Annotated in this window: 16 protein-coding genes and 1 riboswitch; of the genes, 7 read left to right on the forward strand and 9 right to left on the reverse strand. The window is 71.4% G+C overall.

Annotated features, from left to right (window positions below):
* On the forward strand, positions 1–1,356 hold a 1,356-nt coding region (locus ACWCXB_RS17505; RefSeq protein ID WP_450723732.1), incomplete at its 5' end, for a DUF5691 domain-containing protein.
* Between the two features lie 750 nt (positions 1,357–2,106).
* Here the strand turns inward: ACWCXB_RS17505 and ACWCXB_RS17510 are convergent.
* A complete protein-coding gene (locus ACWCXB_RS17510; RefSeq protein WP_450723733.1) occupies positions 2,107–2,520 on the reverse strand; it encodes a cobalamin B12-binding domain-containing protein in 414 nt (137 codons plus the stop codon).
* Positions 2,521–2,874: 354 nt separating this feature from the next.
* Between ACWCXB_RS17510 and ACWCXB_RS17515 the strand changes: the two genes are divergently transcribed.
* Positions 2,875–3,720, forward strand: coding sequence for a lipase family alpha/beta hydrolase (locus ACWCXB_RS17515; protein WP_450723734.1), 846 nt, complete (start codon positions 2,875–2,877; stop codon positions 3,718–3,720).
* A 230-nt stretch (positions 3,721–3,950) separates the two neighbouring features.
* Positions 3,951–5,495 (forward strand): M23 family metallopeptidase, encoded by a 1,545-nt coding sequence (locus ACWCXB_RS17520; RefSeq protein WP_450723736.1) that lies wholly within the window; start codon positions 3,951–3,953, stop codon positions 5,493–5,495.
* Between the two features lie 96 nt (positions 5,496–5,591).
* Here the strand turns inward: ACWCXB_RS17520 and pcrA are convergent, their stop codons facing one another.
* A complete protein-coding gene (pcrA, locus tag ACWCXB_RS17525) occupies positions 5,592–8,039 on the reverse strand; it encodes a DNA helicase PcrA (protein WP_450723738.1) in 2,448 nt (815 codons plus the stop codon).
* Between the two features lie 232 nt (positions 8,040–8,271).
* A riboswitch (cyclic di-AMP (ydaO/yuaA leader) is annotated at positions 8,272–8,436 on the forward strand.
* Here pcrA and ACWCXB_RS17530 point away from each other — a divergent pair.
* On the forward strand, positions 8,435–9,607 hold the full coding sequence (locus tag ACWCXB_RS17530; RefSeq protein WP_450723740.1) for an NlpC/P60 family protein: 1,173 nt from the start codon (positions 8,435–8,437) through the stop codon (positions 9,605–9,607). (Overlaps the previous riboswitch by 2 nt.)
* A 179-nt stretch (positions 9,608–9,786) precedes the next feature.
* On the opposite strand, the gene ACWCXB_RS17535 is transcribed toward ACWCXB_RS17530, so the two are convergent.
* On the reverse strand, positions 9,787–11,097 hold the full coding sequence (locus tag ACWCXB_RS17535) for a hypothetical protein (protein WP_450723742.1): 1,311 nt from the start codon (positions 11,095–11,097) through the stop codon (positions 9,787–9,789).
* A gap of 342 nt (positions 11,098–11,439) precedes the next feature.
* The gene (locus ACWCXB_RS17540; protein WP_450723744.1) at positions 11,440–11,793 is read right to left on the reverse strand and encodes a hypothetical protein; all 354 of its coding nucleotides are present in this window, start codon (positions 11,791–11,793) and stop codon (positions 11,440–11,442) included.
* Between the two features lie 257 nt (positions 11,794–12,050).
* On the opposite strand from ACWCXB_RS17540, the gene ACWCXB_RS17545 reads away from it, so the two are divergent.
* Complete coding sequence (locus ACWCXB_RS17545; RefSeq protein ID WP_450723746.1) at positions 12,051–13,106, forward strand: NlpC/P60 family protein; 1,056 nt, start codon at positions 12,051–12,053, stop codon at positions 13,104–13,106.
* 58 nt (positions 13,107–13,164) lie between these two features.
* Here ACWCXB_RS17545 and ACWCXB_RS17550 read toward each other — a convergent pair whose 3' ends face one another.
* Both ACWCXB_RS17550 and ACWCXB_RS17555 read right to left on the reverse strand, forming a co-directional pair.
* Positions 13,165–13,863, reverse strand: coding sequence for a LuxR C-terminal-related transcriptional regulator (locus tag ACWCXB_RS17550; RefSeq protein ID WP_450723748.1), 699 nt, complete (start codon positions 13,861–13,863; stop codon positions 13,165–13,167).
* The gene (locus ACWCXB_RS17555; RefSeq protein ID WP_450723750.1) at positions 13,860–15,143 is read right to left on the reverse strand and encodes a PspC domain-containing protein; all 1,284 of its coding nucleotides are present in this window, start codon (positions 15,141–15,143) and stop codon (positions 13,860–13,862) included. The genes ACWCXB_RS17550 and ACWCXB_RS17555 overlap by 4 nt, the downstream gene beginning before the upstream one ends.
* Positions 15,144–15,292: 149 nt before the next feature.
* Between ACWCXB_RS17555 and ACWCXB_RS17560 the strand changes: the two genes are divergently transcribed.
* Together ACWCXB_RS17560 and ACWCXB_RS17565 are read left to right on the forward strand one after the other, a co-directional pair.
* Positions 15,293–16,630 carry a PspC domain-containing protein gene (locus tag ACWCXB_RS17560; RefSeq protein ID WP_450723752.1) on the forward strand — a complete coding sequence of 446 codons (1,338 nt, stop codon included), beginning with the start codon at positions 15,293–15,295 and terminating at the stop codon, positions 16,628–16,630.
* Positions 16,617–16,880, forward strand: coding sequence for a hypothetical protein (locus ACWCXB_RS17565; protein WP_450723754.1), 264 nt, complete (start codon positions 16,617–16,619; stop codon positions 16,878–16,880). The genes ACWCXB_RS17560 and ACWCXB_RS17565 overlap by 14 nt, the downstream gene beginning before the upstream one ends.
* Here ACWCXB_RS17565 and ACWCXB_RS17570 read toward each other — a convergent pair.
* The 3 genes from ACWCXB_RS17570 to ACWCXB_RS17580 all read right to left on the reverse strand — a co-directional run bounded on the left by ACWCXB_RS17570 (position 16,787) and on the right by ACWCXB_RS17580 (position 19,677).
* Positions 16,787–17,320, reverse strand: a complete 534-nt coding sequence (locus ACWCXB_RS17570) for a DoxX family protein (RefSeq protein WP_450723756.1) — start codon at positions 17,318–17,320, stop codon at positions 16,787–16,789. The two genes, ACWCXB_RS17565 and ACWCXB_RS17570, sit on opposite strands and share 94 nt — an antisense overlap.
* Before the next feature lie 177 nt (positions 17,321–17,497).
* The gene (locus tag ACWCXB_RS17575; RefSeq protein ID WP_450723758.1) at positions 17,498–18,739 is read right to left on the reverse strand and encodes a hypothetical protein; all 1,242 of its coding nucleotides are present in this window, start codon (positions 18,737–18,739) and stop codon (positions 17,498–17,500) included.
* A gap of 125 nt (positions 18,740–18,864) precedes the next feature.
* On the reverse strand, positions 18,865–19,677 hold the full coding sequence (locus ACWCXB_RS17580; RefSeq protein WP_450723760.1) for a class II aldolase/adducin family protein: 813 nt from the start codon (positions 19,675–19,677) through the stop codon (positions 18,865–18,867).
* Between the last annotated feature and the right edge of the window lie 13 nt (positions 19,678–19,690).

The raw sequence follows: 19,690 nt of genomic DNA on the forward strand, positions 1-19,690 counted from the left end.
GCGCCCGCGGGCTCCGGCGGCCGGCGCGGCGCGGCGCCCGACCTCACGGAGCTGCTGCCACAGTGGCTGGCCGCCGCCGACGAGCACGGGTACCGCGCCCCCGCGTCCGCGCTGCCCGCCCTGCTCGACGCCGCCCGTGCCCGCACCGATCTGCGGCCCCTGGCCCTGCGCTTCGCCGGGCCGCGCGGGCTGTGGCTCGCCCGCCTCAACACGGACTGGAGGTTCGCGCTGCGCGGCGCCCCCCGGACCGGCGGCTCCGGAGGAGGGTCCGCACTGCCGGCCCCCGAGGACGTGACGGCGGTCCGGCGGCTGTGGGAAGAGGGGCTCTTCGCCGAGCGGGTGGCCTTGCTCGCCTCCGTACGGGCGCACGATCCGGCGGCGGCGCTGGCGCTCCTGACCGCGACGTGGCCGACAGAGCGGGCGGAGGACCGGTTGATGTTCCTGGACTCCCTGCGCACAGCACTGTCCGACGCGGACGAGTCCTTCCTGGAGCAGGCGCTGTCCGACCGCAGCCGCAATGTCCGGGCGACCGCGGCCGAGCTGCTGTCCGCGCTGCCGCGGTCCGCGCTCGCCGCGCGGATGGCCGCAAGGGCGGCCACCTGCGTCGGTCTCGACCGGACGGAGGACGCAGTGGGGATCATCGTGGAGGCGCCGCACGAATGCGACGCGGCGATGCAGCGTGACGGGGTCGTGCCCACACCGCCGTCGGGGCGGGGCGAACGGTCGTGGTGGTTCGGCCAGTTGGTGGAGGCCGCGCCGCTGTCCACCTGGCCCGAGCGGCTCGGCGGGCGCACGGCGGCGGAGATCGTCGCCCTGCCCGTCGCCGACGACTGGGGCGACGAGCTGCAAGCGGCGTGGTGCCGGGCGGCGGTGCGGCAGCGGGACCCGGAGTGGTCCCGCGCCCTCCTCGGCGCGCCCGCCGCGCCGCCGTCGACCGGGCCCGGGACATCGTCACTTGCAGAGCGGGCGAAGCTGCTGGCGACGCTGCCGGAGGAGGAACGGGCGGAGTGGGTCGCGGCGTTCATATCCGCGCACGGCCTCTCGGAGGCGTTCCAGCTCCTCGGCGTCTGCACGGTGCCCTGGGCCGAGCCGCTCGGCCGCGCGGTGGTCGACGCGCTCGACATCGCTCGGGACGCGGGGAGCTACCCCTGGAGCTTCAGCGGCGTGATGGGCCTCGCCGAGCGCTGCCTCGATCCTGCGGAGGCGTCCCGTCTCGAGCTGCTGACGGCAACGCCGGACGAGGCGGAGGGGGCGTCGCCGGGGGCGGGGGGCTACTGGTCCGAGGCGTTCCAGCGCCTCGTCTCCACGCTGCGCCTGCGGGCCGCGATGCACGCGGAACTGGCGGCGCCCGAGTAGCGGTGCCCCCGGGGTAGCGGTGTCCCCGGCCCCCCTTGGGGCGCCCTGGTTGCCCGTGCCGTGACGGCGGCCGGGCTGGGGCGGCCGGGCGGGGTGTGCGCGCCGGTACTGCGGGCGCGACCCGGGTGTCCGTCCTCAAGCGCCGGACGGGCTGGGTGGTCGGGGGTGCCCGGTACCGGGTCGGTTGCCGTCCGGGGCCGCTCCGGGGCTCGTATCCGGGACGGCATGATTTACGGCGCGCGCAAACCCCGGACCCACCAGTCATCGCCCACGCCGCGCGCCACAAATCACGCTTTAGTGTCCCGAACACGACCCCTGCGCGTCCCCGGGCGTGGTGAACGGTGGGGGCTCGCCCCGGTGGGCGGGTTTGTGCCCACCCGTTCCGCCCTGCGGAACGACTGCCCACAAACCACGGGTTCACCCCCCGACCTGCAGTCGGGTACGCGGCCGGGGCGGGGCCGTGCAGGGTCGCCCCCGCAGGAAATCGGGCGGTGGTACCGGACGACGCCGTACCCACCGATTTCCGAGGAGGCGAGCCCGGAGGGGCCCCGCACCACCACCCACCCACAGCAGCCGCACCAAGCCCGTCCGGCGCTTGAGGACGGACACACCGGACGCCCACCCGGTACCGGGCACACCGGTCACCCCCGGACGCACGCCCGGCACCGGGCACGCCCGCGGCACCGCGCACCCCGGACGCCCCGGGGCGCGGGGGCGCCGGGGCGCCAACACAGGCACCCCCGGAGGGGGCTACGCGTCTGCCGGCTGGCGGACGTTCGCGTTGACCCAGTCGACGATGGACGCCGTCGTCGCGCCGGGAGTGAAGATCTCCGCGACGCCCTTCTCCTTGAGCGGAGGAATGTCCGCGTCCGGGATGATGCCGCCGCCGAACACCTTGATGTCCTCCGCGTCGCGCTCCTTCAGAAGCTCGATCACCTTGACGAACAGCGTGTTGTGCGCGCCGGACAGGATGGAGAGGCCGATCGCGTCGGCGTCCTCCTGGATGGCGGTGTCCACGATCTGCTCAGGGGTCTGGTGGAGCCCGGTGTAGATGACCTCCATACCGGCGTCGCGCAGCGCCCGCGCGATCACCTTCGCACCGCGATCGTGGCCGTCGAGACCCGGCTTGGCCACCACCACGCGGATCGGACCGGTCACACCCATCACTGCCTCCACATACCGACTGCGCCGTCACTGGCACGGCCCCCCGCGCCGGAAGGGCCGGGGAGTGAACGAACGTTATCTACAGCATCCCGCAACCGGCCGTTTCACGGTGGATACCGAGGGGGAAATCACACGTGGGACATGTTCGCTACGCGTCGTACCCGCATCGGGCCGCAGAGAGTCGTACGCGACACCACCGCAGCAGGGACGGGACGAGCGCAAGGGGAGCCGCTACTCGGTCGCCGCACCACCGTGCCGCCAGCCGCGCGGCACGGCGGTGCGGCCCGTCGGCAGCCCCATGAGGGCATACGGGGGACGGAGCTGTCGACCCGTGTGCCGTTCGGGAGGTCGGCCATGGGTTTCGTGCCGCTCTTGCGGATACGGGTGTCGATCGCGCTGCTTCGGGCCACCGCCCTGGAGCTGGCGATCCTCGCCGGCCATCTGCTCCTCTATCCATCGGGGATGACCCCGGAGCGCCCGGGCCGCCCGGAGACCGACGTCGCCGGGACCCCGCGCACCCCGGGAGAACGGGCAGGTACCCCGATGCTGCCCACCCAGGAGCGTGCGCATCCGCCCGTGGTCCTGCTCCACGGCTTCATCGACAACCGCTCGGTGTTCGTTCTGCTGCGCCGTTCCCTCGCCCGCAACGGATGGCGTCATATCGAGTCGCTCAACTACTCACCGCTGACCTGTGACATACGGACAGCCGCCGAGCTGCTGGGCCGCCACATCGAGGAGATCTGCACCCGCACCGGCCACCACGAAGTCGACATCGTCGGGCACAGCCTCGGCGGCCTCATCGCCCGCTATTACGTCCAGCGGCTCGCCGGCGACCGGCGCGTCCGTACGCTCGTCACGCTCGGCACCCCCCATTCGGGGACCAGCGTCGTCCCGCTCGCGAGCGCTCACCCCATCGTGCGCCAGATGCGCCCCGGGTCCGCCGTGCTGGAGGAGCTGCGGCTGCCGGCCCCGGGGTGCCGGACGCGGTTCGTCAGCTTCTGGAGCGATCTCGACCAGCTGATGATCCCGCTCGAAACGGCTTGCATCGACCATCCGGATCTGATCGTGCGGAATGTCCTGGTGAGCGGTATCGGCCATCTCGCACTGCCCGTGCACCCCACCGTCGCGGCGACCATCCGTGAAGCGCTCGAGGTCTCGGAATCGGACACCGGAATGTCCGGAGTGGTGTCGGTTGCCTGAAGTCCCCGGTGGCTTAACGGATCTCGAACATTCTTCGAACGTAAGGCCAAGGCTCTGCCCGCCCTCCGCCGAAACACGGCCGAATGCCCGTTTCCCGCTCACGCAAAACCTGCGGAAGATTGTCGGCGTCGCATACCGCCGGGTACAGTCGCGCCCACTGCGTTCCTCGGGAACCCCCGTCGCGGGTGGCCCCGGATCCTGGTCCTGCTGCCGAGGCGAGAGAGAAGTTGGTGAACGACCAGCACCCCGACGCCGGGTACGACACCTACGCCGCCGGCAGCTTCGACACCGACCCGCTCTTCGGTGCCCTTCCGGGCAGTTACGACTACGACGCCGGGCACAGCGGGCAGTACGACGCGACTCAGTGGCAGTCGGCGACGACGGGGTACGACGCCTACGCGGCGCAGGGGCACCAGCAGCAGTACGACACCACCGGTCAGTGGGACGCCAACGCCTGGAACCAGACGGGGCAGTTCGAGACCGCCGCCGCCACCTTCGCGTACGGCACGACGGACGCGTACGGCACGACAGGCACGACGGACCAGTGGTCCACGGCCGGGTACGGCACGACCTCGTACGACTCCGGCGCGTACGACGCGACCGCCTGGAACTCGGGCGGCGGGACCGACCACTCCGTTCCCGCGCAGACGCAGGCCACCGAGGCCTACCAGCCGGAGGCCGACTACTCGGCGTACGGGGAATACAGTCCGGAGCACACCGGGTACACGGAGTACGCTCCGTACGGCGGCGGCTACTACGACGAGGCCGCACTCGCTCATGCCGTGGTGCCGGAACAGTACTCCCCCGAGGGTGAGTTCAACGCCGAGCCGGACACCGCGGAACTCGGCTCCGAGACCAGGACCGAGCCCGGGCTCGAGCCCGAATCCGACCTGGTCGACGTGGACGACGAATACGGCGAATACGACAACGAGCACGACGGGACCGACGAGTCCGAGCTCGTCGCCGCCGCGGCCACCGTCACGGCCCCGGCCGTGACCGTTCCCCGCCCCGTGCGCCGCTCCGGTGGCAGCCGTGGCCGTCGCCGCACGCCCGCGAAGCGTTCGGCCATGCTCACCGTGGCCGTGCCCTCCGCCTGTGTCATGGGTGTCGCCGGTGTCGCGGCCGCGTCCGTCGGCGGGCTCACCGGGGGCGACGAGAACAAGGACGACAAGACCGCGGTCACGGCCGCCGATCCGTCGTCGGTCAAGCCCATCGCCGTGAACAGCAAGCTCGACACACAGCTCGCCGCGCTGAGCGCCGACGCCCGTGACTTCGGCGACCGCGCCAGCCGCACCCAGGAGCGCATCGACCTCAAGGCGCGCCAGGAGGCAGAGCGCAAGAAGCGCGAGGCGGAGGCCGCTCGCCGCGAGGCGCTGCGCCCCAAGTTCGCCCTGCCGGTCAGCCAGCACGGGCTCAGCGCGTACTACGGCCAGGCCGGCGTCAACTGGATGTCCATGCACACCGGTATCGACTTCCCCGTCTCGTACGGGACCCCGGTGATGGCCGCGACCGACGGCACCGTACGCACCCAGTGGAACAGCGCGTACGGCAACATGGCCATCGTCACCGCTGCCGACGGTACGGAGACCTGGTACTGCCATCTCAGCAGCACCAAGATCCGCTCGGGTTCGGTCAAGGCCGGCGACGTCATCGCATATTCGGGGAACTCGGGCAACTCCACCGGCCCGCACCTGCACTTCGAGGTACGTCCTGGCGGCGGATCGGCGATCGACCCGCTGTCGTGGCTGCGCAACCACGGCCTCAACCCGGCGTAGCACCGACCGGGCCGACGCATCAGGTCCGGGCGCATCAGGTCCGGGAGAACCGGACTTGGTGAACCGGGCCCGGCGGAGCGGGCCCGTCCGCCGCTTCTACAGCTTGTCGACCGGCGCGTACCGCAGCAGCAGCCGCTTCGGCTTCGCGTCCCCGAAGTCGATCGTCGCCTGCGCATCCGAACCCGATCCGGTCACCGCCATCACGGTCCCGAGGCCGAACTGGTCGTGCGTGACCCGGTCCCCGACGGCCAGGGCGATCACCGGCTTGTCCGCCGTGCGCCGCGTGGCGAAGCCCGACGGGCCGGACCGCGACCGCGAGGACGACAGCGAGGACGTGATCCCGGACGTCGGCCCGGCCGGAGCGGCCATCGGTCCCGTCCGCTTCCACTGCATGTGCGCGTCCGGGATCTCCTCCAGGAACCGCGACGGCGGGTTGTACGCGGGCTGGCCCCACGCGCTCCGCATCGACGACCGCGTCAGGTAGAGCCGCTCGCGGGCGCGCGTGATGCCCACGTAGGCGAGGCGGCGCTCCTCCTCCAGCTCCTTGGTCTGCCCCAGTGCCCGCATGTGCGGGAAAACGCCGTCCTCCATGCCCGTGAGGAACACGACCGGGAACTCCAGGCCCTTCGCCGTGTGCAGCGTCATCAGCGTGATGACGCCGGTGCCCTCTTCGTCCTCGTCGGGGATCTGGTCGGAGTCGGCGACGAGCGCGACCTGCTCGAGGAACTCGGCGAGCGTGCCCGAGCCCTCCTCGGCACCGCGCTCCTGCTCGAACTCGAGCGCGACCGCGGCCAGCTCCTGGAGGTTCTCGATACGCGTCTCGTCCTGCGGGTCCGTCGAGGCCTGCAACTCGGCGAGATACCCCGTCCGTTCGAGCACGGCTTCCAGGACCGTCGCCGGTCCAGCGCCCGATTCGACGATCGTGCGGAGCTCCTCCATCAGCGTGTTGAACCGCTTCACGGCATTGGCCGACCGGGCCGCCATGCCGTACGCCTCGTCCACGCGCCGCAGCGCCTGCGGGAAGGTGATCTTCTCCCGCAGCGCCAGCGCGTCGATCATCGCCTCCGCGCGCTCACCGATGCCGCGCTTCGGGACATTGAGGATGCGGCGCAGCGGGACGTTGTCCTCGGGGTTGGCGAGGACGCGCAGATACGCGAGCACATCGCGGACCTCCTTGCGCTCGTAGAAGCGCACTCCGCCGACGACCTTGTAGGGCAGGCCGACGCGGATGAAGATCTCTTCGAAGACACGGGACTGGGCGTTCGTCCGGTAGAAGACCGCGACATCGCCGGCCTTGGCCTCGCCCGCGTCCGTCAGCCGGTCGATCTCGTCGGCGACGAACTGCGCCTCGTCGTGCTCGGTGTCCGCGACATAGCCGGTGATCTGGGCTCCCGCGCCCGCGTTCGTCCACAGGTTCTTGGGGCGGCGGCTCTCGTTGCGCTCGATGACGGCGTTGGCGGCGGAGAGGATCGTCTGCGTCGAGCGGTAGTTCTGCTCCAGCAGGATCGTCGTCGCGTCCGGGTAGTCCTCCTCGAACTGGAGGATGTTACGGATCGTGGCGCCGCGGAAGGCGTAGATCGACTGGTCGGCGTCGCCCACGACGCACAGCTCGGCAGGGTCCAGGTCCTCGTACCCCGTGCCGACCAGCTCACGCACCAGCGTGTACTGGGCGTGATTGGTGTCCTGGTACTCGTCGACCAGGACATGGCGGAACCGTCGACGGTAGTGCTCGGCGACGTCCGGGAACGCCTGGAGCAGGTGGACGGTGGTCATGATGATGTCGTCGAAGTCCAGCGCGTTGGCCTCGCGCAGCCGGGCCTGGTACATCCGGTAGGCCTCGGCCAGCGTCTTCTCGAAGCCGTCGGCGGCCTGGTCGGCGAAGGTCTCCTCGTCGATCAGCTCGTTCTTCAGATTCGAGATCTTGGCGCTGAAGGACTTCGGAGGGAACTTCTTCGGGTCGAGGTCCAGGTCACGGCAGACCAGCGCCATGAGCCGCTTCGAGTCGGCCGCGTCGTAGATCGAGAACGACGACGTGAAGCCGAGCTTCTTGCTCTCCCGGCGCAGGATGCGGACGCAGGCGCTGTGGAAGGTGGAGACCCACATCGCGTTGGCGCGCGGGCCGACGAGGTGCTCGACGCGCTCCTTCATCTCGCCCGCGGCCTTGTTCGTGAACGTGATCGCCAGTATCTGGCCGGGGTGCACATGCCGGGTCGCCAGCAGATGGGCGATCCGGTGGGTCAGCACCCGCGTCTTGCCGGAGCCGGCACCGGCCACGATGAGCAGGGGTGAGCCCGTGTGCACGACGGCGGCACGCTGCTGCTCGTTCAGCCCCTCGAGCAGCGCGGCCGGGTCCACGGCGGGGCGCGGCGCACCGTCCCTGTAGTACGCGTCCCTGGCCGGGGGCACGTCGAACTTCCCCTCGAAGAGGTCGTGCGGGACCTCCTCGTGGGGCGCGTGCTCGTCGTGCTCGGGCGGCGGGGGCTCCTCCGAGGCCGAGGTGCGCTGGAGGTCCGCCAGGAAGCTGTCGTCAAAGAGGCTGCTCATCGCTCTACGAGTCTAGGCCGCCCCACCGACAGCCCGCCGCCGCCTTCACCACAACCGGATCCAACACGTTCCGTAATCGGGCACTTACGGTACGAATGCGGCACGACGGCGACACGCCAAGGTCACGAAAATGTATCGGGCATATCGAACATCGACCTTCACAGCGGCACCACAGTTTGGCTAGCGTGCTCGCCCAGGCAGCCCGTTCCCTCAACGGCGACCGACGCCGATCGGGCCGCCCACGCCGAATCCGACCTTCCCGCAAGGGAGTTCGGAACCGGGGACCCATCATGCACAACCGGGGTGAATCGGACCGTGCTCAACTCGGCCCGTAGGACAGCCTTCCGTTCCGTCCGAACCCGACAGCTAACCCGGTAGGCGGTCCACGGAAGGAGATGCCGGCCTTGGCGTCGCATCGCAAGACGCGCCAGCGTACGTATCCGCGTACGAAGTCCCCCGCCGTCGGGTTCACGACGGCCGCCCTCGCGGGCGTCACCCTCCTCTCCACCCAGAGTGCCCAGGCCGACCCGAGACCCAGCATCGAAGAGGTCCAGAAGAAGGTCGACGACCTCTACCGGCAGGCGGGCACCGCGACCCAGCAGTACAACCGGGCGAAAGAGGAGACCGCGCAGCAGCGCCGCGAGGTGGACACGATCCTCGACGATGTCGCCAAGCGCACGGAGTCGCTGAACGAGGCCCGCCGCACGCTCGGTTCGTACGCGGCCGCGCAGTACCGGACCGGTGCGGTCACGCCGACCGCCGCGTTGCTCTTCGCCGACAGCCCACAGGCGTACTTCGACCAGACCCATCTGATGGACCGGCTCTCCGACGAGCAGCGCGGTGCCGTCGCCGACTTCGAGGCACAGCAGGCGGAGGCCGCGAAGCAGCGCGCCAAGGCGACCGAGAGCCTGGAGACGCTGACCACTTCCCAGCAGTCGCTGCGCACCAGCAAGGAGCAGGTGCAGAAGAAGCTCGCCGAGGCACGGACGCTGCTGTCGCAGCTGACCGCCGAGGAGAAGGCGCGGCTCGAGGCGCTGGAGCGGCAGCGGGAGGAAGAGGCCCGCCGCCAGGCCGAGGCGAAGGCCAGGGCGGAGGCGGAGGCCAAGGCCGAGGCGGAGCGCCTGGCGGCAGAGCGCGCGCAGCAGGAGGCGCAGAACCAGGACACGGGGACCAGCACAGGGACCGGGACGAGCACCGACACCTCCGCCGGGACCTACGCCGCCAAGGCCGAGAAGGTCCTCGCCTTCGCCCGCGCCCAGATCGGCAAGCCCTACGTATGGGGGGCGACCGGCCCCAGCTCGTACGACTGCTCCGGCCTCACCCAGGCCGCCTGGAAGGCGGCCGGCGTCGACCTGCCCCGCACCACCTGGGACCAGGTCAACGTCGGCCAGCGCGTCGCCACGAGCGATCTCCTCCCCGGCGACCTGGTCTTCTTCTACGACGACATCAGCCACGTCGGCATCTACATCGGCGACGGCATGATGATCCACGCCCCCAAGCCGGGCACGAACGTCCGCGAGGAGTCGATCTACTACATGCCGATCTACGGGAGCGTCCGCCCCGCGTAGACCGCATGGACGCCTGTAGGGCCTCGTTCGAGTGGGCCTTTTCTCATCGTTCTGTCCTTCGCTCGTCCGGTTGGACAGGGCGATGAGAAGTCAACTCTCCGGGAGAACAGCGATCGGCGCCGCCGGCACGACCCGCACCCTTGGCAGGTGGTGCGGGCTGCGGGACCGGCCGTAGCCGATCACGACGGGCCGGGGGGCAACTGCTCGTCGATGTGGTCCTTGCTGTAGCCGAGCCCTTCACCGATCGCCTTGTAGCGGGTGCGCTGGACCTCGGTGACGGTGATCTCGCACGTACAGAGAATGTGCAGGAGCAGGCGGAAGCCCAGGTCGGGGTCGACGGACGTGACCACCTCCTCCAGTGCCGTCACGGCGGTCCGAACCGTCGCGGCGCCGGTGTTCGCAGTCCTGTCCGTCAGCTTCGGGGCCACCTGCCGGACCTCCGCCAGCACCGCCTTCGCCGACTCCGTCCTGGCGGGCGAGACGACGGAGGTGTAGACGGGGTCGACTTTCTTCAGGTGCTCTCTGCACACCTCGGCGACCTGCCGGAGCCATGTCCGGCCGACGGCGTCGAACTCGTCGGTGTTGTTCCACCGCCCCGACGCTGCCCGCCACAGTGCCGTGACCGCGTCGTCGGACAGTGCGGAATCCAGCAGCCGTTGCACGTCTTCCAGCAGCACGGCCGCGTACGAGCCCGGGACGTACCCAAGGTCGCCACGGGCGATGCTCTCGATGTTCTCCCGCACGGTGCCCTCGTACTGCCACCCTGTCCCGAAGAACACGGCCGCGAGCAGCGGCAGACCGAAGCGGCCGAGCGCGAAGTCACGCCGGCTCGGGTCGATGGGCGGCCACCGCACATTCAGATCTTCGTAGACGGCGGCTGCGGGGTAGGCCAGCCGGTCACCGATCGTCAGCAGCCGGTCGTACTGGTCCTTCCCGACCGGCAGGGAGTACGCCTTGGCGGCGCGCAGGAACAGGCGCAGGCCGAGGTCGGCGTCGACCTGGTGCACGATCCGGCGCAGCGCCGCTGCGATGTCCGTTACCGCGACAGCGCGTTCCAGTCCGGCTGCGGCCTGGTCGATCTCCGCCGCCACGGTTTCGCGCAACTCCTCCTCGGTCACCACCGGTCGCACCTCATCCAGGACTTTGGCCTCGACCGGATTCAGCTCTCGTGTCCGCGGCGGGCACACGTCCGAGATGCGGCGCAGCCACGCGCGCATGTTCATGCCGTCTTCGACCGGGTCGAAGCACCTTCGTACGGCGGCCAGCCACACGGCGTGGATCATGCTGTCCGGGAGCGGGGAATCCAGCAGTAGCCGTACGTCCTTGCCGAGCTGGTCGTCCTCGTCCTCTTCGGCTGCCTTCTCGGCGAGGGCGAGCACCACCGGTCCGTCGAGGCTGAGAGTCGTACGGGAACACAGCGTTTCGGCAAGGCCGCTGAACCCGAAATCCGCCCCGAAATCGTAGTAGTACAACTCGCGCGGCTGAGTCATGACAAGCCTCCTGCGGAGGCACGGGCACCCCTCGTCGTGAGGGATGCCCGTGTCCACCACTACTCGTTCACATGGTCACTTCTTGGGGAGCGGGTAGGGCGTCAGTCCACCAGGTCCGGCCAGACGTTGAAATCCCTGTCGTCGACGACGTCCTCACCGAGGCCGAGCTCGTCCCCGAGCGCGAGGTAGCGCTCGTAACGGGCCTCGCTGATCGGCACGAAGTACCCCTTCAAGGCCCGTAGGCTTGTTGCGGCGTGAGGGTTTACGCGACCGGCCCGGTCACGTCCACAGCGTCGCAATGCTGTGCCATCCCGGGGGACAACCCCCGGACCCCCGGCCGGATCACGTCCACAGCGTCGCAATGAAGATGTTCGCCACCGTCAGGCCGCCCACCGCGGCGAACAAGCCCTTCCCCACCTTCTCCTCGTCCCGCTTGACGTAGACCAGAGCGAGGATCACCACCAGCACCGCCAGCTTGACGCCGACCTTGAGGTTGTTGACCGCCTGGTCGTCCGCCTCGTTCAGCCCCACCAGTGCCACGCCCGTGACCAGCATCGTCAGGGCACCGTGCAGCATCGCGGGCGTGAAGCGTGCCGTTCCCTCGCCCATCGCCTTCATCTGGGTCAGGAAACCGCCCAGCAACGCCGCGATGCCGATGATGTGCAGGGCGACGAAGACATTGATGAGTACGTCCATAGCACCGGAGCCTAGCCTTGCGGTCCGAAAGCGACCCTGGCGGTCCGACTCCCGCCAATAACGGTCATGGCACCACTTCGCCGCGCTCCGCAGGTTTAGCGTCCTCCCCCAGGTGACCGAATCCCCACCGCCGCCGCGTATCCGGGCGGCACGCCGGCCACCACGCCGATGGATCCGGCGGTGGACCGCTTCCCCTGTGCGGCCCGCCGCCGGACCCGTACGGCATGACCTGCCGGACTCCGGAAGGACTGGCCCTCGTGGCAGCGCACCGCAAACCCAAGCAGCGCACCCTCAGCGGCCCCGCCGCGCGTACCGCCCTCACGCTCGCGCTGGCCGGTGCCGCGAGCGCCACCGTCTTCGACGGCTCCGGGTACGCGGATCCCCGCCCCACGCCCGAGCAGCTGAAGGCCAAGGCCGACAAGCTGTACCAGGAGGCGGAGGAGGCCACCGAGAAGTACAACGGCGCGAAGGAGGCCGTCGGCCGGGCCCGTGAGTCGCTGGGCGAGCTCCGGGACGAGGCCGCGCGGCGCACGGAGCGGCTCAACGCCTCCCGGAACGCCCTCGGTTCGATCGCCACCGCGCAATACCGCGCGGGCGGGCTCGACCCGTCCGTACAGCTCGCGCTCTCCGCCGACCCCGAGAACTATCTGGCCGGGGCGGAGCTGGCCGAGCGGGCCGGGGCGCGGCAGGCCGCCACGATCGCGGGGATCCAGCAGCAGGCGCGGGAGTTGGCCCAGCTGCGCACGGAGGCGGGCGAGCGCCTGGCCGCGCTGGAGGCCCGGCAGGTGGAGCTGGCCCGGCACCGGGCGACGATACGGACGAAGCTCGCCGCGGCCGAGAAGCTCCTGGCGCAGCTCACCCCCGATCAGCGCGCCGCCTACGCCGGCCAGGACGGGACCCCGGCGTCCCGGGCCGACCGGGACGCCGCCCGCACCACGCCCGGCGCCCCGGTCGCCGCCCCCAACTCCCGTGCGGCGCAGGCCGTGGCGTACGCGTACGGGGCGCTCGGCAAGCCGTACGTATGGGGTGCGACCGGGCCCTCCGCGTACGACTGCTCCGGGCTCACCCAGGCCGCCTGGCGCTCGGCGGGCGTCTCGCTCCCCCGCACGACGTACACACAGATCAACGCGGGCCGCAGCGTCCCCCGCTCCCAGCTCGCGCCCGGTGACCTGGTCTTCTTCTACTCCGGCATCTCGCATGTGGGGCTGTACATCGGGGGCGGGCAGATGATCCACGCCCCGCGGCCGGGCGCGCCGGTCCGGATCGCGCCGATCGACCAGATGCCGTTCGCGGGCGCGACCCGGGTGGCCTAGTACTGCAAGTGCGCAGGCCGCCCACCAGGACCCGAAGGCCGTCGGGCGGGCAGCGCCGTCAGACGAGCCGACGCGCCGTCGCCCACCTCGTCAGCTCGTGCCGGTTCGACAGCTGCAGCTTCCGCAGCACCGCCGAGACATGCGACTCGACCGTCTTCACGGAGATGAAGAGCTGCTTGGCGATCTCCTTGTACGCATATCCGCGCGCGATCAGCCGCAGCACCTCCCGCTCCCGCTGGGTGAGCCGGTCCAGGTCCTCGTCGACCGGCGGGGCGTCCGTCGACGCGAACGCGTCCAGCACGAAGCCCGCCAGCCGCGGCGAGAACACCGCGTCCCCGTCCTGGACCCGGAAGATCGAGTCGACGAGATCGGTGCCGGTGATCGTCTTGGTGACGTAGCCGCGCGCGCCGCCGCGGATCACGCCGATCACGTCCTCAGCGGCGTCCGACACCGACAGTGCCAGGAACCGCACCGGGTGCTCCGCCGCCGTCATCATGCTCGCGCAGCGGCGCAGCACCTCCACCCCGCCGCCGCCCGGGAGGTGGACGTCGAGGAGCACGACCTCGGGGCGGGTCGCCGTGATCACCGTGACCGCCTGGTCGACGTCGGCGGCCTCGCCGACCACCTCGACGCCCGTGGTCTCCGTGCGGCCGATCTCGGCCTGCACGCCGGCCCGGAACATCCGGTGGTCGTCGACGAGCACGACCCGTACGCGACGCTCCGTGGTCCGTTCGTTTGCGTCGGTCTGCTCGGTCATCCGTCCGCCCTCTCCCTCTCGCGCTCCATCTCGAGCTCCACTTCGGTGCCCTCGCCGGGCCCGGAACGCAGGCGCGCCGTCCCGCCGTTGCGCTGCATACGCCCGATGATCGATTCTCGTACGCCCATCCGGTCCTCCGGTACCGCGTCCGGGTCGAATCCGGGCCCCCTGTCCCGTACGGAGACGAATACGGTACGGCCCTCGACCTCGGCGTACACCTGGACCGGACCGCCCTCGCCACCGTACTTCGCGGCGTTCACCATCGCCTCGCGCGCGGCCTGCATCTGCGCGGTCAGCCTCTCGTCGAGCGCGCAGTCGCCGACGACCACGACCTCCAGCGGGACGCCGTGCTTGTCCTCGACCTCGGCGGCCGCCTTCTTCACCGCGTCGGCGAGCGTGGTCGGCTCCTCGTCCTCCTCCTTGCCCGTGCCCTCCGGCTTGTACAGCCAGTTGCGCAGCTCCCGCTCCTGGGCGCGGGCGAGCCTGCGCACCTCGCCCGCGTCGTCCGCGCTGCGCTGGATGAGCGTGAGGGTGTGCAGCACGGAGTCGTGGACGTGGGCGGCGACCTCGGCCCGCTCCTGCGCGCGGATGCGCATCAGGCGCTCCTCGGAGAGGTCCTGGGTCATGCGCACCAGCCAGGGGCCGGCGAGCAGACCGACGCCGGCGATGACGGCGAGGGCCGCGGTCAGGACATTGCCGAGCTGGGCCGCCGAGCCGCGGACGACCACGAAGACGGTCAGACCCATGCCGACAAGGGCGACGCCCGCGAGCCCGCGCGCGAGCTGCAGCAGGCGGCGGCGCCGGCCGTCGCCGGTCCACTGGGCGCGGCGGGCGTTGTCGGCCTGCCGCCACACCAGGACGACACCGGCGCCTATCAGCAGCAGCGGCCACACATAGCGATTGGCACTGCCCAAGTTGACATTGCCGACGAAGACGACCGCGCCGATCAGCAGCGCGAACAGCGCGAAAAGCTGGCCCTTGTCGGGCTTGCGCAGCCGCCGCCTGCCGTCCGGGGTCGTCTCGAAGACGGGCCTGGGCTCGGCCGACCTGCCGCCGACGCCGAGCGGGACGACGATCCAGAACACCGCGTACAGCAGCACGCCGAGACCGTCCGCCATGAAGAGGCCGAGGAAGACGAGCCGGACCCAGATGACGGGGAGCCCGAGATGTCCGGCGAGGCCGCGTGCCACACCGCCGAGCCACCGTCCGTCGGCGCTGCGGTACAGCTTGCGGACGGGTGGCTCTTCGGTCTCGGGGAGGCGGGCGGCGGCGACGGGCATGCCTCGATCGTCACACGTCCGTACGGGCCCGGGCATCAGGGCCGTCCCTGAGACCGACCCTGAACCTCAGGGGCCCCGGGAGGAATATCAGGGACGGGCCAGGGTCGGGGCGGCTGCCACCCGGGGTCGCGCCCCGTCACCATGGAGTCATGACTCAGCCGACCGCCGTGCCACCCCAGCCACCGCAGGAGCAGCCGTCGCCGCCTGCCCAGCTGCGCCGGGCGCCGCGGCAGAAGCTGGTCGCCGGTGTGTGCGGGGGCCTCGGCCGGTACTGCGACATCGACCCGGTGATCTTCCGGATCGCCATCGGGGTGCTCTCGGTGACCGGCGGCATCGGTCTGATCTTCTACGGCTTCGCCTGGTTGCTCATCCCCCTCGACGGCGAGGACGAGAACGAGGCGCGGCGTGCGCTGTCGGGCCGCGTCGACGGCGCGGCGCTGGCGGCCGTGCTGATGGCCCTGCTCGGCTGCGCCCTCTTCCTGTCGATGCTCGGCAACGGCGGCACGCTCGCGTTCTCCGCGCTGCTGGCGCTGGCCGTGACTGGTGCCGCCGTCTGGTCGCAGCGGCGCACGATGGTGACGCCCGAGGGCGGCCCGCTCGACCCGGCGACGGCGCACGCCGTGGCGGAGGCACCGCCGGAGACCAAGGCGCCGCCGACCCCCGGCAGCCCCTCCTGGTGGCGCGACCCGATCGTCAAGGACGGCACCACCGGCCCGGTCGCCACCGGCTATCTGTGGGGACCGCCCGACGCCGCGGTGACGGAAGGGCTGCCGCCGCGCCGTACCGCCGGGCAGGGCCGCACGGGCGGCAGGAGCGGCACGGACCGGCCCGGCCGGGCCGCTCCCCGTCCACGCGGGCCGCGCTCCATCGGCGGTCTCGTCCTCCTCCTCGCCCTGGTGGCGGGCGGCCTCGGCACCGGACTGACCTGGGACGCCCACCCGCTCGGTACGAGCCTGCAGTTCGGGCTCGCCTGCGCGCTCGGGGTGTTCGGCCTCGGCCTGGCGGTGAGCAGCTTCCTGGGACGTACGGGCTTCGGCACGATCCTGATGACCATGCTCACGGCCGTGCTGCTGACGGGCGCCGCGGCGCTGCCGAAGGACATCAGCACCCAGTGGGCGCGGACGGAGTGGCAGCCGGTCACGTTCGCGGCGGTGGCGCCGCGCTACGAGCTGGGCACGGGCGTCGCGACGCTCGACCTCACCCGGGTCGCGATCCCCGCCGGCCGCACGGTGAGCACCCGGTCCGAGGTCGGCATGGGGCGGCTCCATGTGATCGTGCCGAAGGGCGCGACGGTGAAGGTCACGGCAGAGGCGGGGCTCGGCGAGGTCCGCCTCCCCGGCGATCCGCCGAACGACGTGGACATCTCCCCGGCCCAGGACCGCACCCGTACGCTCGCCCCGCCCAAGGGCACGGAACCGGCGGGCACACTGGCACTCGACCTCGAGGTCGGAATCGGACAGGTGGAGGTCACCCGTGCTGCTTCATGAGTTCCGGCCGGCGCGGCTGATCGCGGGCGCGGCGGCGACGGCGGCCGCCGCGCTGTTCCTCGGCGATGCGACGGGCGCCTGGCAGACGCCGTGGTTCGTCGCGCTCGTCATCGTCTTCGACGGCCTGTTCCTCGCCGGCGCCGTGGCCTTCGTGCACTACCGGATCCGTCGGCGCCGCTCCGCGAGGGCCGCGTCGACCGAGAACACCGACGCCCCGGCCAGCACCAGCGGCAGCCAGGCCATCAGATAGATCAGGTCGTTCCCGTAGTAGTACGGCTCGGTCGCCCAGCTCACGGTCAGCCACAGGCTCAGCGAGATCAGCGCCCCGCCCAGCGCGGCGAGCCGCGCCAGCAGCCCGACGAGGGTGCCGATCCCGACGGCCAGCTCACCCAGGGCGATGGCGTAACCGAACCCTTCCGGGTTCTTGAGCGCGAGATCGACCAGTCCGGGGATCGCGGACGTGCCCCGCACCGCCTTCATGAGCTCCCCGACGGACCCGGTGCCGCTCGCCGCCATGAACGCGCTGTCGGTGAGCTTGTCGAGCCCCGCGTAGATGAAGGTGATCCCGAGGAAGATCCGCAGCGGCAGCAGCGCGTACCGCTGCCCGGTCTCCTTCCAGCCGCCTCCGCCGCCGTGCCATCCACCGATCGTCGTCCCGTATGTCGCCGTCGTCCGGTCCACATGTGTCATCGTCGCCTCCGCGATTCGCTCCGGCTGGGACGATTCTCCCCACGCCCCGTACATATGACTACGCGGACGGCGACCGTATGGCTCAGTCGGTAACCCCTCGGCGACCCCTCGGTCCGTGACCCCTCGGCCTCGGTCCGTGACCACCCTTCAGTCGGTGACCCTTCAGTCGGTGACCCTTCAGTCGGTCACATCGATCGTCACCCGGTTCGACTCCGCCCCCGCCGCCGTCACCACCTGGACATCGACCCGCCCCGGCTCCACCTCGACCGGGACCGGGACCGTGATGCTCGTGTCCGTGGGGTTGGTGAAGCCGCCGGGGACGGGGATCAGCGGGACATGGACATGGACGCGGCCGATGCGGACCGTCATACGGGCCAGCCGGTCCGGGGAGCCCGCGCCCGGGGGGACGAAACCGGCGCCGCGGAGCTCGATGTCGTCGCCCGTGCGGATGGGGCCGTCCAGGCCGCCGGGCTCGCGGGCGCGGACGACGGAGAGCACGACGGGCCGGCCGCCCTCGGCGTACTTCCCGGCGAGATAGACGGCGGCGGAGACGAGAACGAGGGCGGCGAGCCCCCAGGGAAGATGGGGCAGCTCCTCCGGGCGGCGGATGAGCAGGACCGTGGCGTGGGTGAGGGCGGCGGCGTTGATGAGAACGTACTGCGCGTCCGGGAAGCTTCCGCGCCCGTCGTCGTCGCACAGCAGGTCGGCGGGGTGCGGCCGGTCCGCCTCCACCTTCTGGAGACGCTGGGTGAGGATGCGCACGGTGACGACGCGGCGTACGAGGACGGCGACCAGGCAGCTGACAGCGACGAGGGTCAGCAGGGCGGCGGCGCGCCGGAGCCGGAGCCCGGCGGGGGCCGAGGCGGCCAGCCGGAACGTCAGGAACAGCACGGCGTAGGCGGCGCACAGCACCCACCCGGCGGCGACGACCCGCGACGTCGACAGCCGGTTGTCCTCGCCGACGATCGGGGCGAGCAGTCCGCCGTGCGCGCGGTACAGCCGGGCCGCGCCGGTGAGCAGGGCGGCGAGAGTGGCCGCGGCGGCCAGGCCCGCGGTGCGCGACACGGTCCAGCCGGGGCCGATCGCCGTCACCGCCTGGGCGAGGAACAGCAGGGCCACCCAGCCCCACAGCACGACGAGGGTGCGCCGCCACACCACGTTGAGCCAGGCCTCGCCGACCGCGCGGCTGCGCTCGGCGACGGCGCGGGCCGACTCGGTCAGCTCGTCCGAGATCCACTGCCGGGACGCGCCTTCGGAGTAGGCCACCTGGACGGGCAGTCCCCGCCCCGTGGCGAGCTCGTCCCGTCGGGCCCCGAACTCGGCGACCGCCTGCCTGTGTCCCTCGCGCGCGCCGTGCGGGCAGTCGCCGCAGGTGCAGCCACCGCCGTGCACGCCCTGTCCCGCCTCTTGCACCGCCACGGCGACGCACCCTTCCGATCCGGTCAACAACCTTGCAATGCCAAGGAATTGTGCCGTACGGGCGGGCTTACGCACGCACCGGCAAGGCGCCGCGAGGGTGATTGCCGCACGATCAAATTGACGTACTACGACATGAGTTCGGGCTCGGCGGCGGTGATCTGCCGCCACAGCGGCTGGTAGTTGATCCACGCGACCAGATCGCTGCCGAGCTGTTCGCGGGTGGCGACGGCGTCCCGATGGTCGATGAGGTGCGGCTTGCCCGCGGTCCGCGCCGCCAGCTGCACCTGTGCGCAGCGCTCCATGGCGATGAACCACCAGGCCGCCGCGTCGACCGAGTCGCCGACCGTGAGCAGCCCGTGGTTGCGCAGGATGATGCCCTTGCGCCCGCCCAGCGCGGCGGCGATGCGGCGGCCCTCGTCCGCGTCCACGGCCACGCCCGTGTACGCGTCGTACAGCGCGTGGTCCTCGTAGAAGGCGCACGCCTCCTGGGTGATCGGGTCGAGCAGCTCGCCGAGCGCGGCGAGGGCACGGCCGTGCACGGAGTGGGTGTGCGCGACGGCGACGGTCTCGGGCCTGGCCCGGTGGACCTCGGCGTGCACGGCGAACGCGGCCTGGTTCACGTGCCGGGTGCCCTCGACGACCTGCCCGTCACCGTTGACCAGGATCAGCGCGCTCGCGGTCATGGACGCGAACGGCTCACCGAAGGGGTTGACCCAGTAGCAGTCCGGGAACTCCGGGTCCCGGGCGGTGATGTGCCCGGCGACGCCCTCCTCGTACCCGAAGCGCGCGAAGAGCCGCAGCGCCCCGGCGATCCGCTGCTTGCGATGCGCCCGCTCCTCGGCCGCGGACTCGTGCACGGGCGGCATGGCGAAACGGAGCTGGTCGACGGGGACGGGGTCGGGTGCCGGGGATACGGAACGGGGCGCGTCGGCGGTCATGCGGCGGAAGGTA

Source organism: Streptomyces sp. NPDC001514, assembly GCF_053597075.1.

What these genes read in the sequence shown, in the direction of transcription:
- ACWCXB_RS17570 (WP_450723756.1), bottom strand. Translation starts at nt 17,320, where the DNA reads ATGACACATGTGGACCGGACGACGGCGACATACGGGACGACGATCGGT.
- ACWCXB_RS17535 (WP_450723742.1), bottom strand. Translation starts at nt 11,097, where the DNA reads ATGACTCAGCCGCGCGAGTTGTACTACTACGATTTCGGGGCGGATTTC.
- ACWCXB_RS17530 (WP_450723740.1), top strand. Translation starts at nt 8,435, where the DNA reads ATGCCGGCCTTGGCGTCGCATCGCAAGACGCGCCAGCGTACGTATCCG.
- ACWCXB_RS17550 (WP_450723748.1), bottom strand. Translation starts at nt 13,863, where the DNA reads ATGACCGAGCAGACCGACGCAAACGAACGGACCACGGAGCGTCGCGTA.
- ACWCXB_RS17555 (WP_450723750.1), bottom strand. Translation starts at nt 15,143, where the DNA reads ATGCCCGTCGCCGCCGCCCGCCTCCCCGAGACCGAAGAGCCACCCGTC.
- ACWCXB_RS17580 (WP_450723760.1), bottom strand. Translation starts at nt 19,677, where the DNA reads ATGACCGCCGACGCGCCCCGTTCCGTATCCCCGGCACCCGACCCCGTC.
- ACWCXB_RS17515 (WP_450723734.1), top strand. Translation starts at nt 2,875, where the DNA reads ATGGGTTTCGTGCCGCTCTTGCGGATACGGGTGTCGATCGCGCTGCTT.
- ACWCXB_RS17510 (WP_450723733.1), bottom strand. Translation starts at nt 2,520, where the DNA reads ATGGGTGTGACCGGTCCGATCCGCGTGGTGGTGGCCAAGCCGGGTCTC.
- ACWCXB_RS17540 (WP_450723744.1), bottom strand. Translation starts at nt 11,793, where the DNA reads ATGGACGTACTCATCAATGTCTTCGTCGCCCTGCACATCATCGGCATC.
- ACWCXB_RS17560 (WP_450723752.1), top strand. Translation starts at nt 15,293, where the DNA reads ATGACTCAGCCGACCGCCGTGCCACCCCAGCCACCGCAGGAGCAGCCG.
- pcrA (WP_450723738.1), bottom strand. Translation starts at nt 8,039, where the DNA reads ATGAGCAGCCTCTTTGACGACAGCTTCCTGGCGGACCTCCAGCGCACC.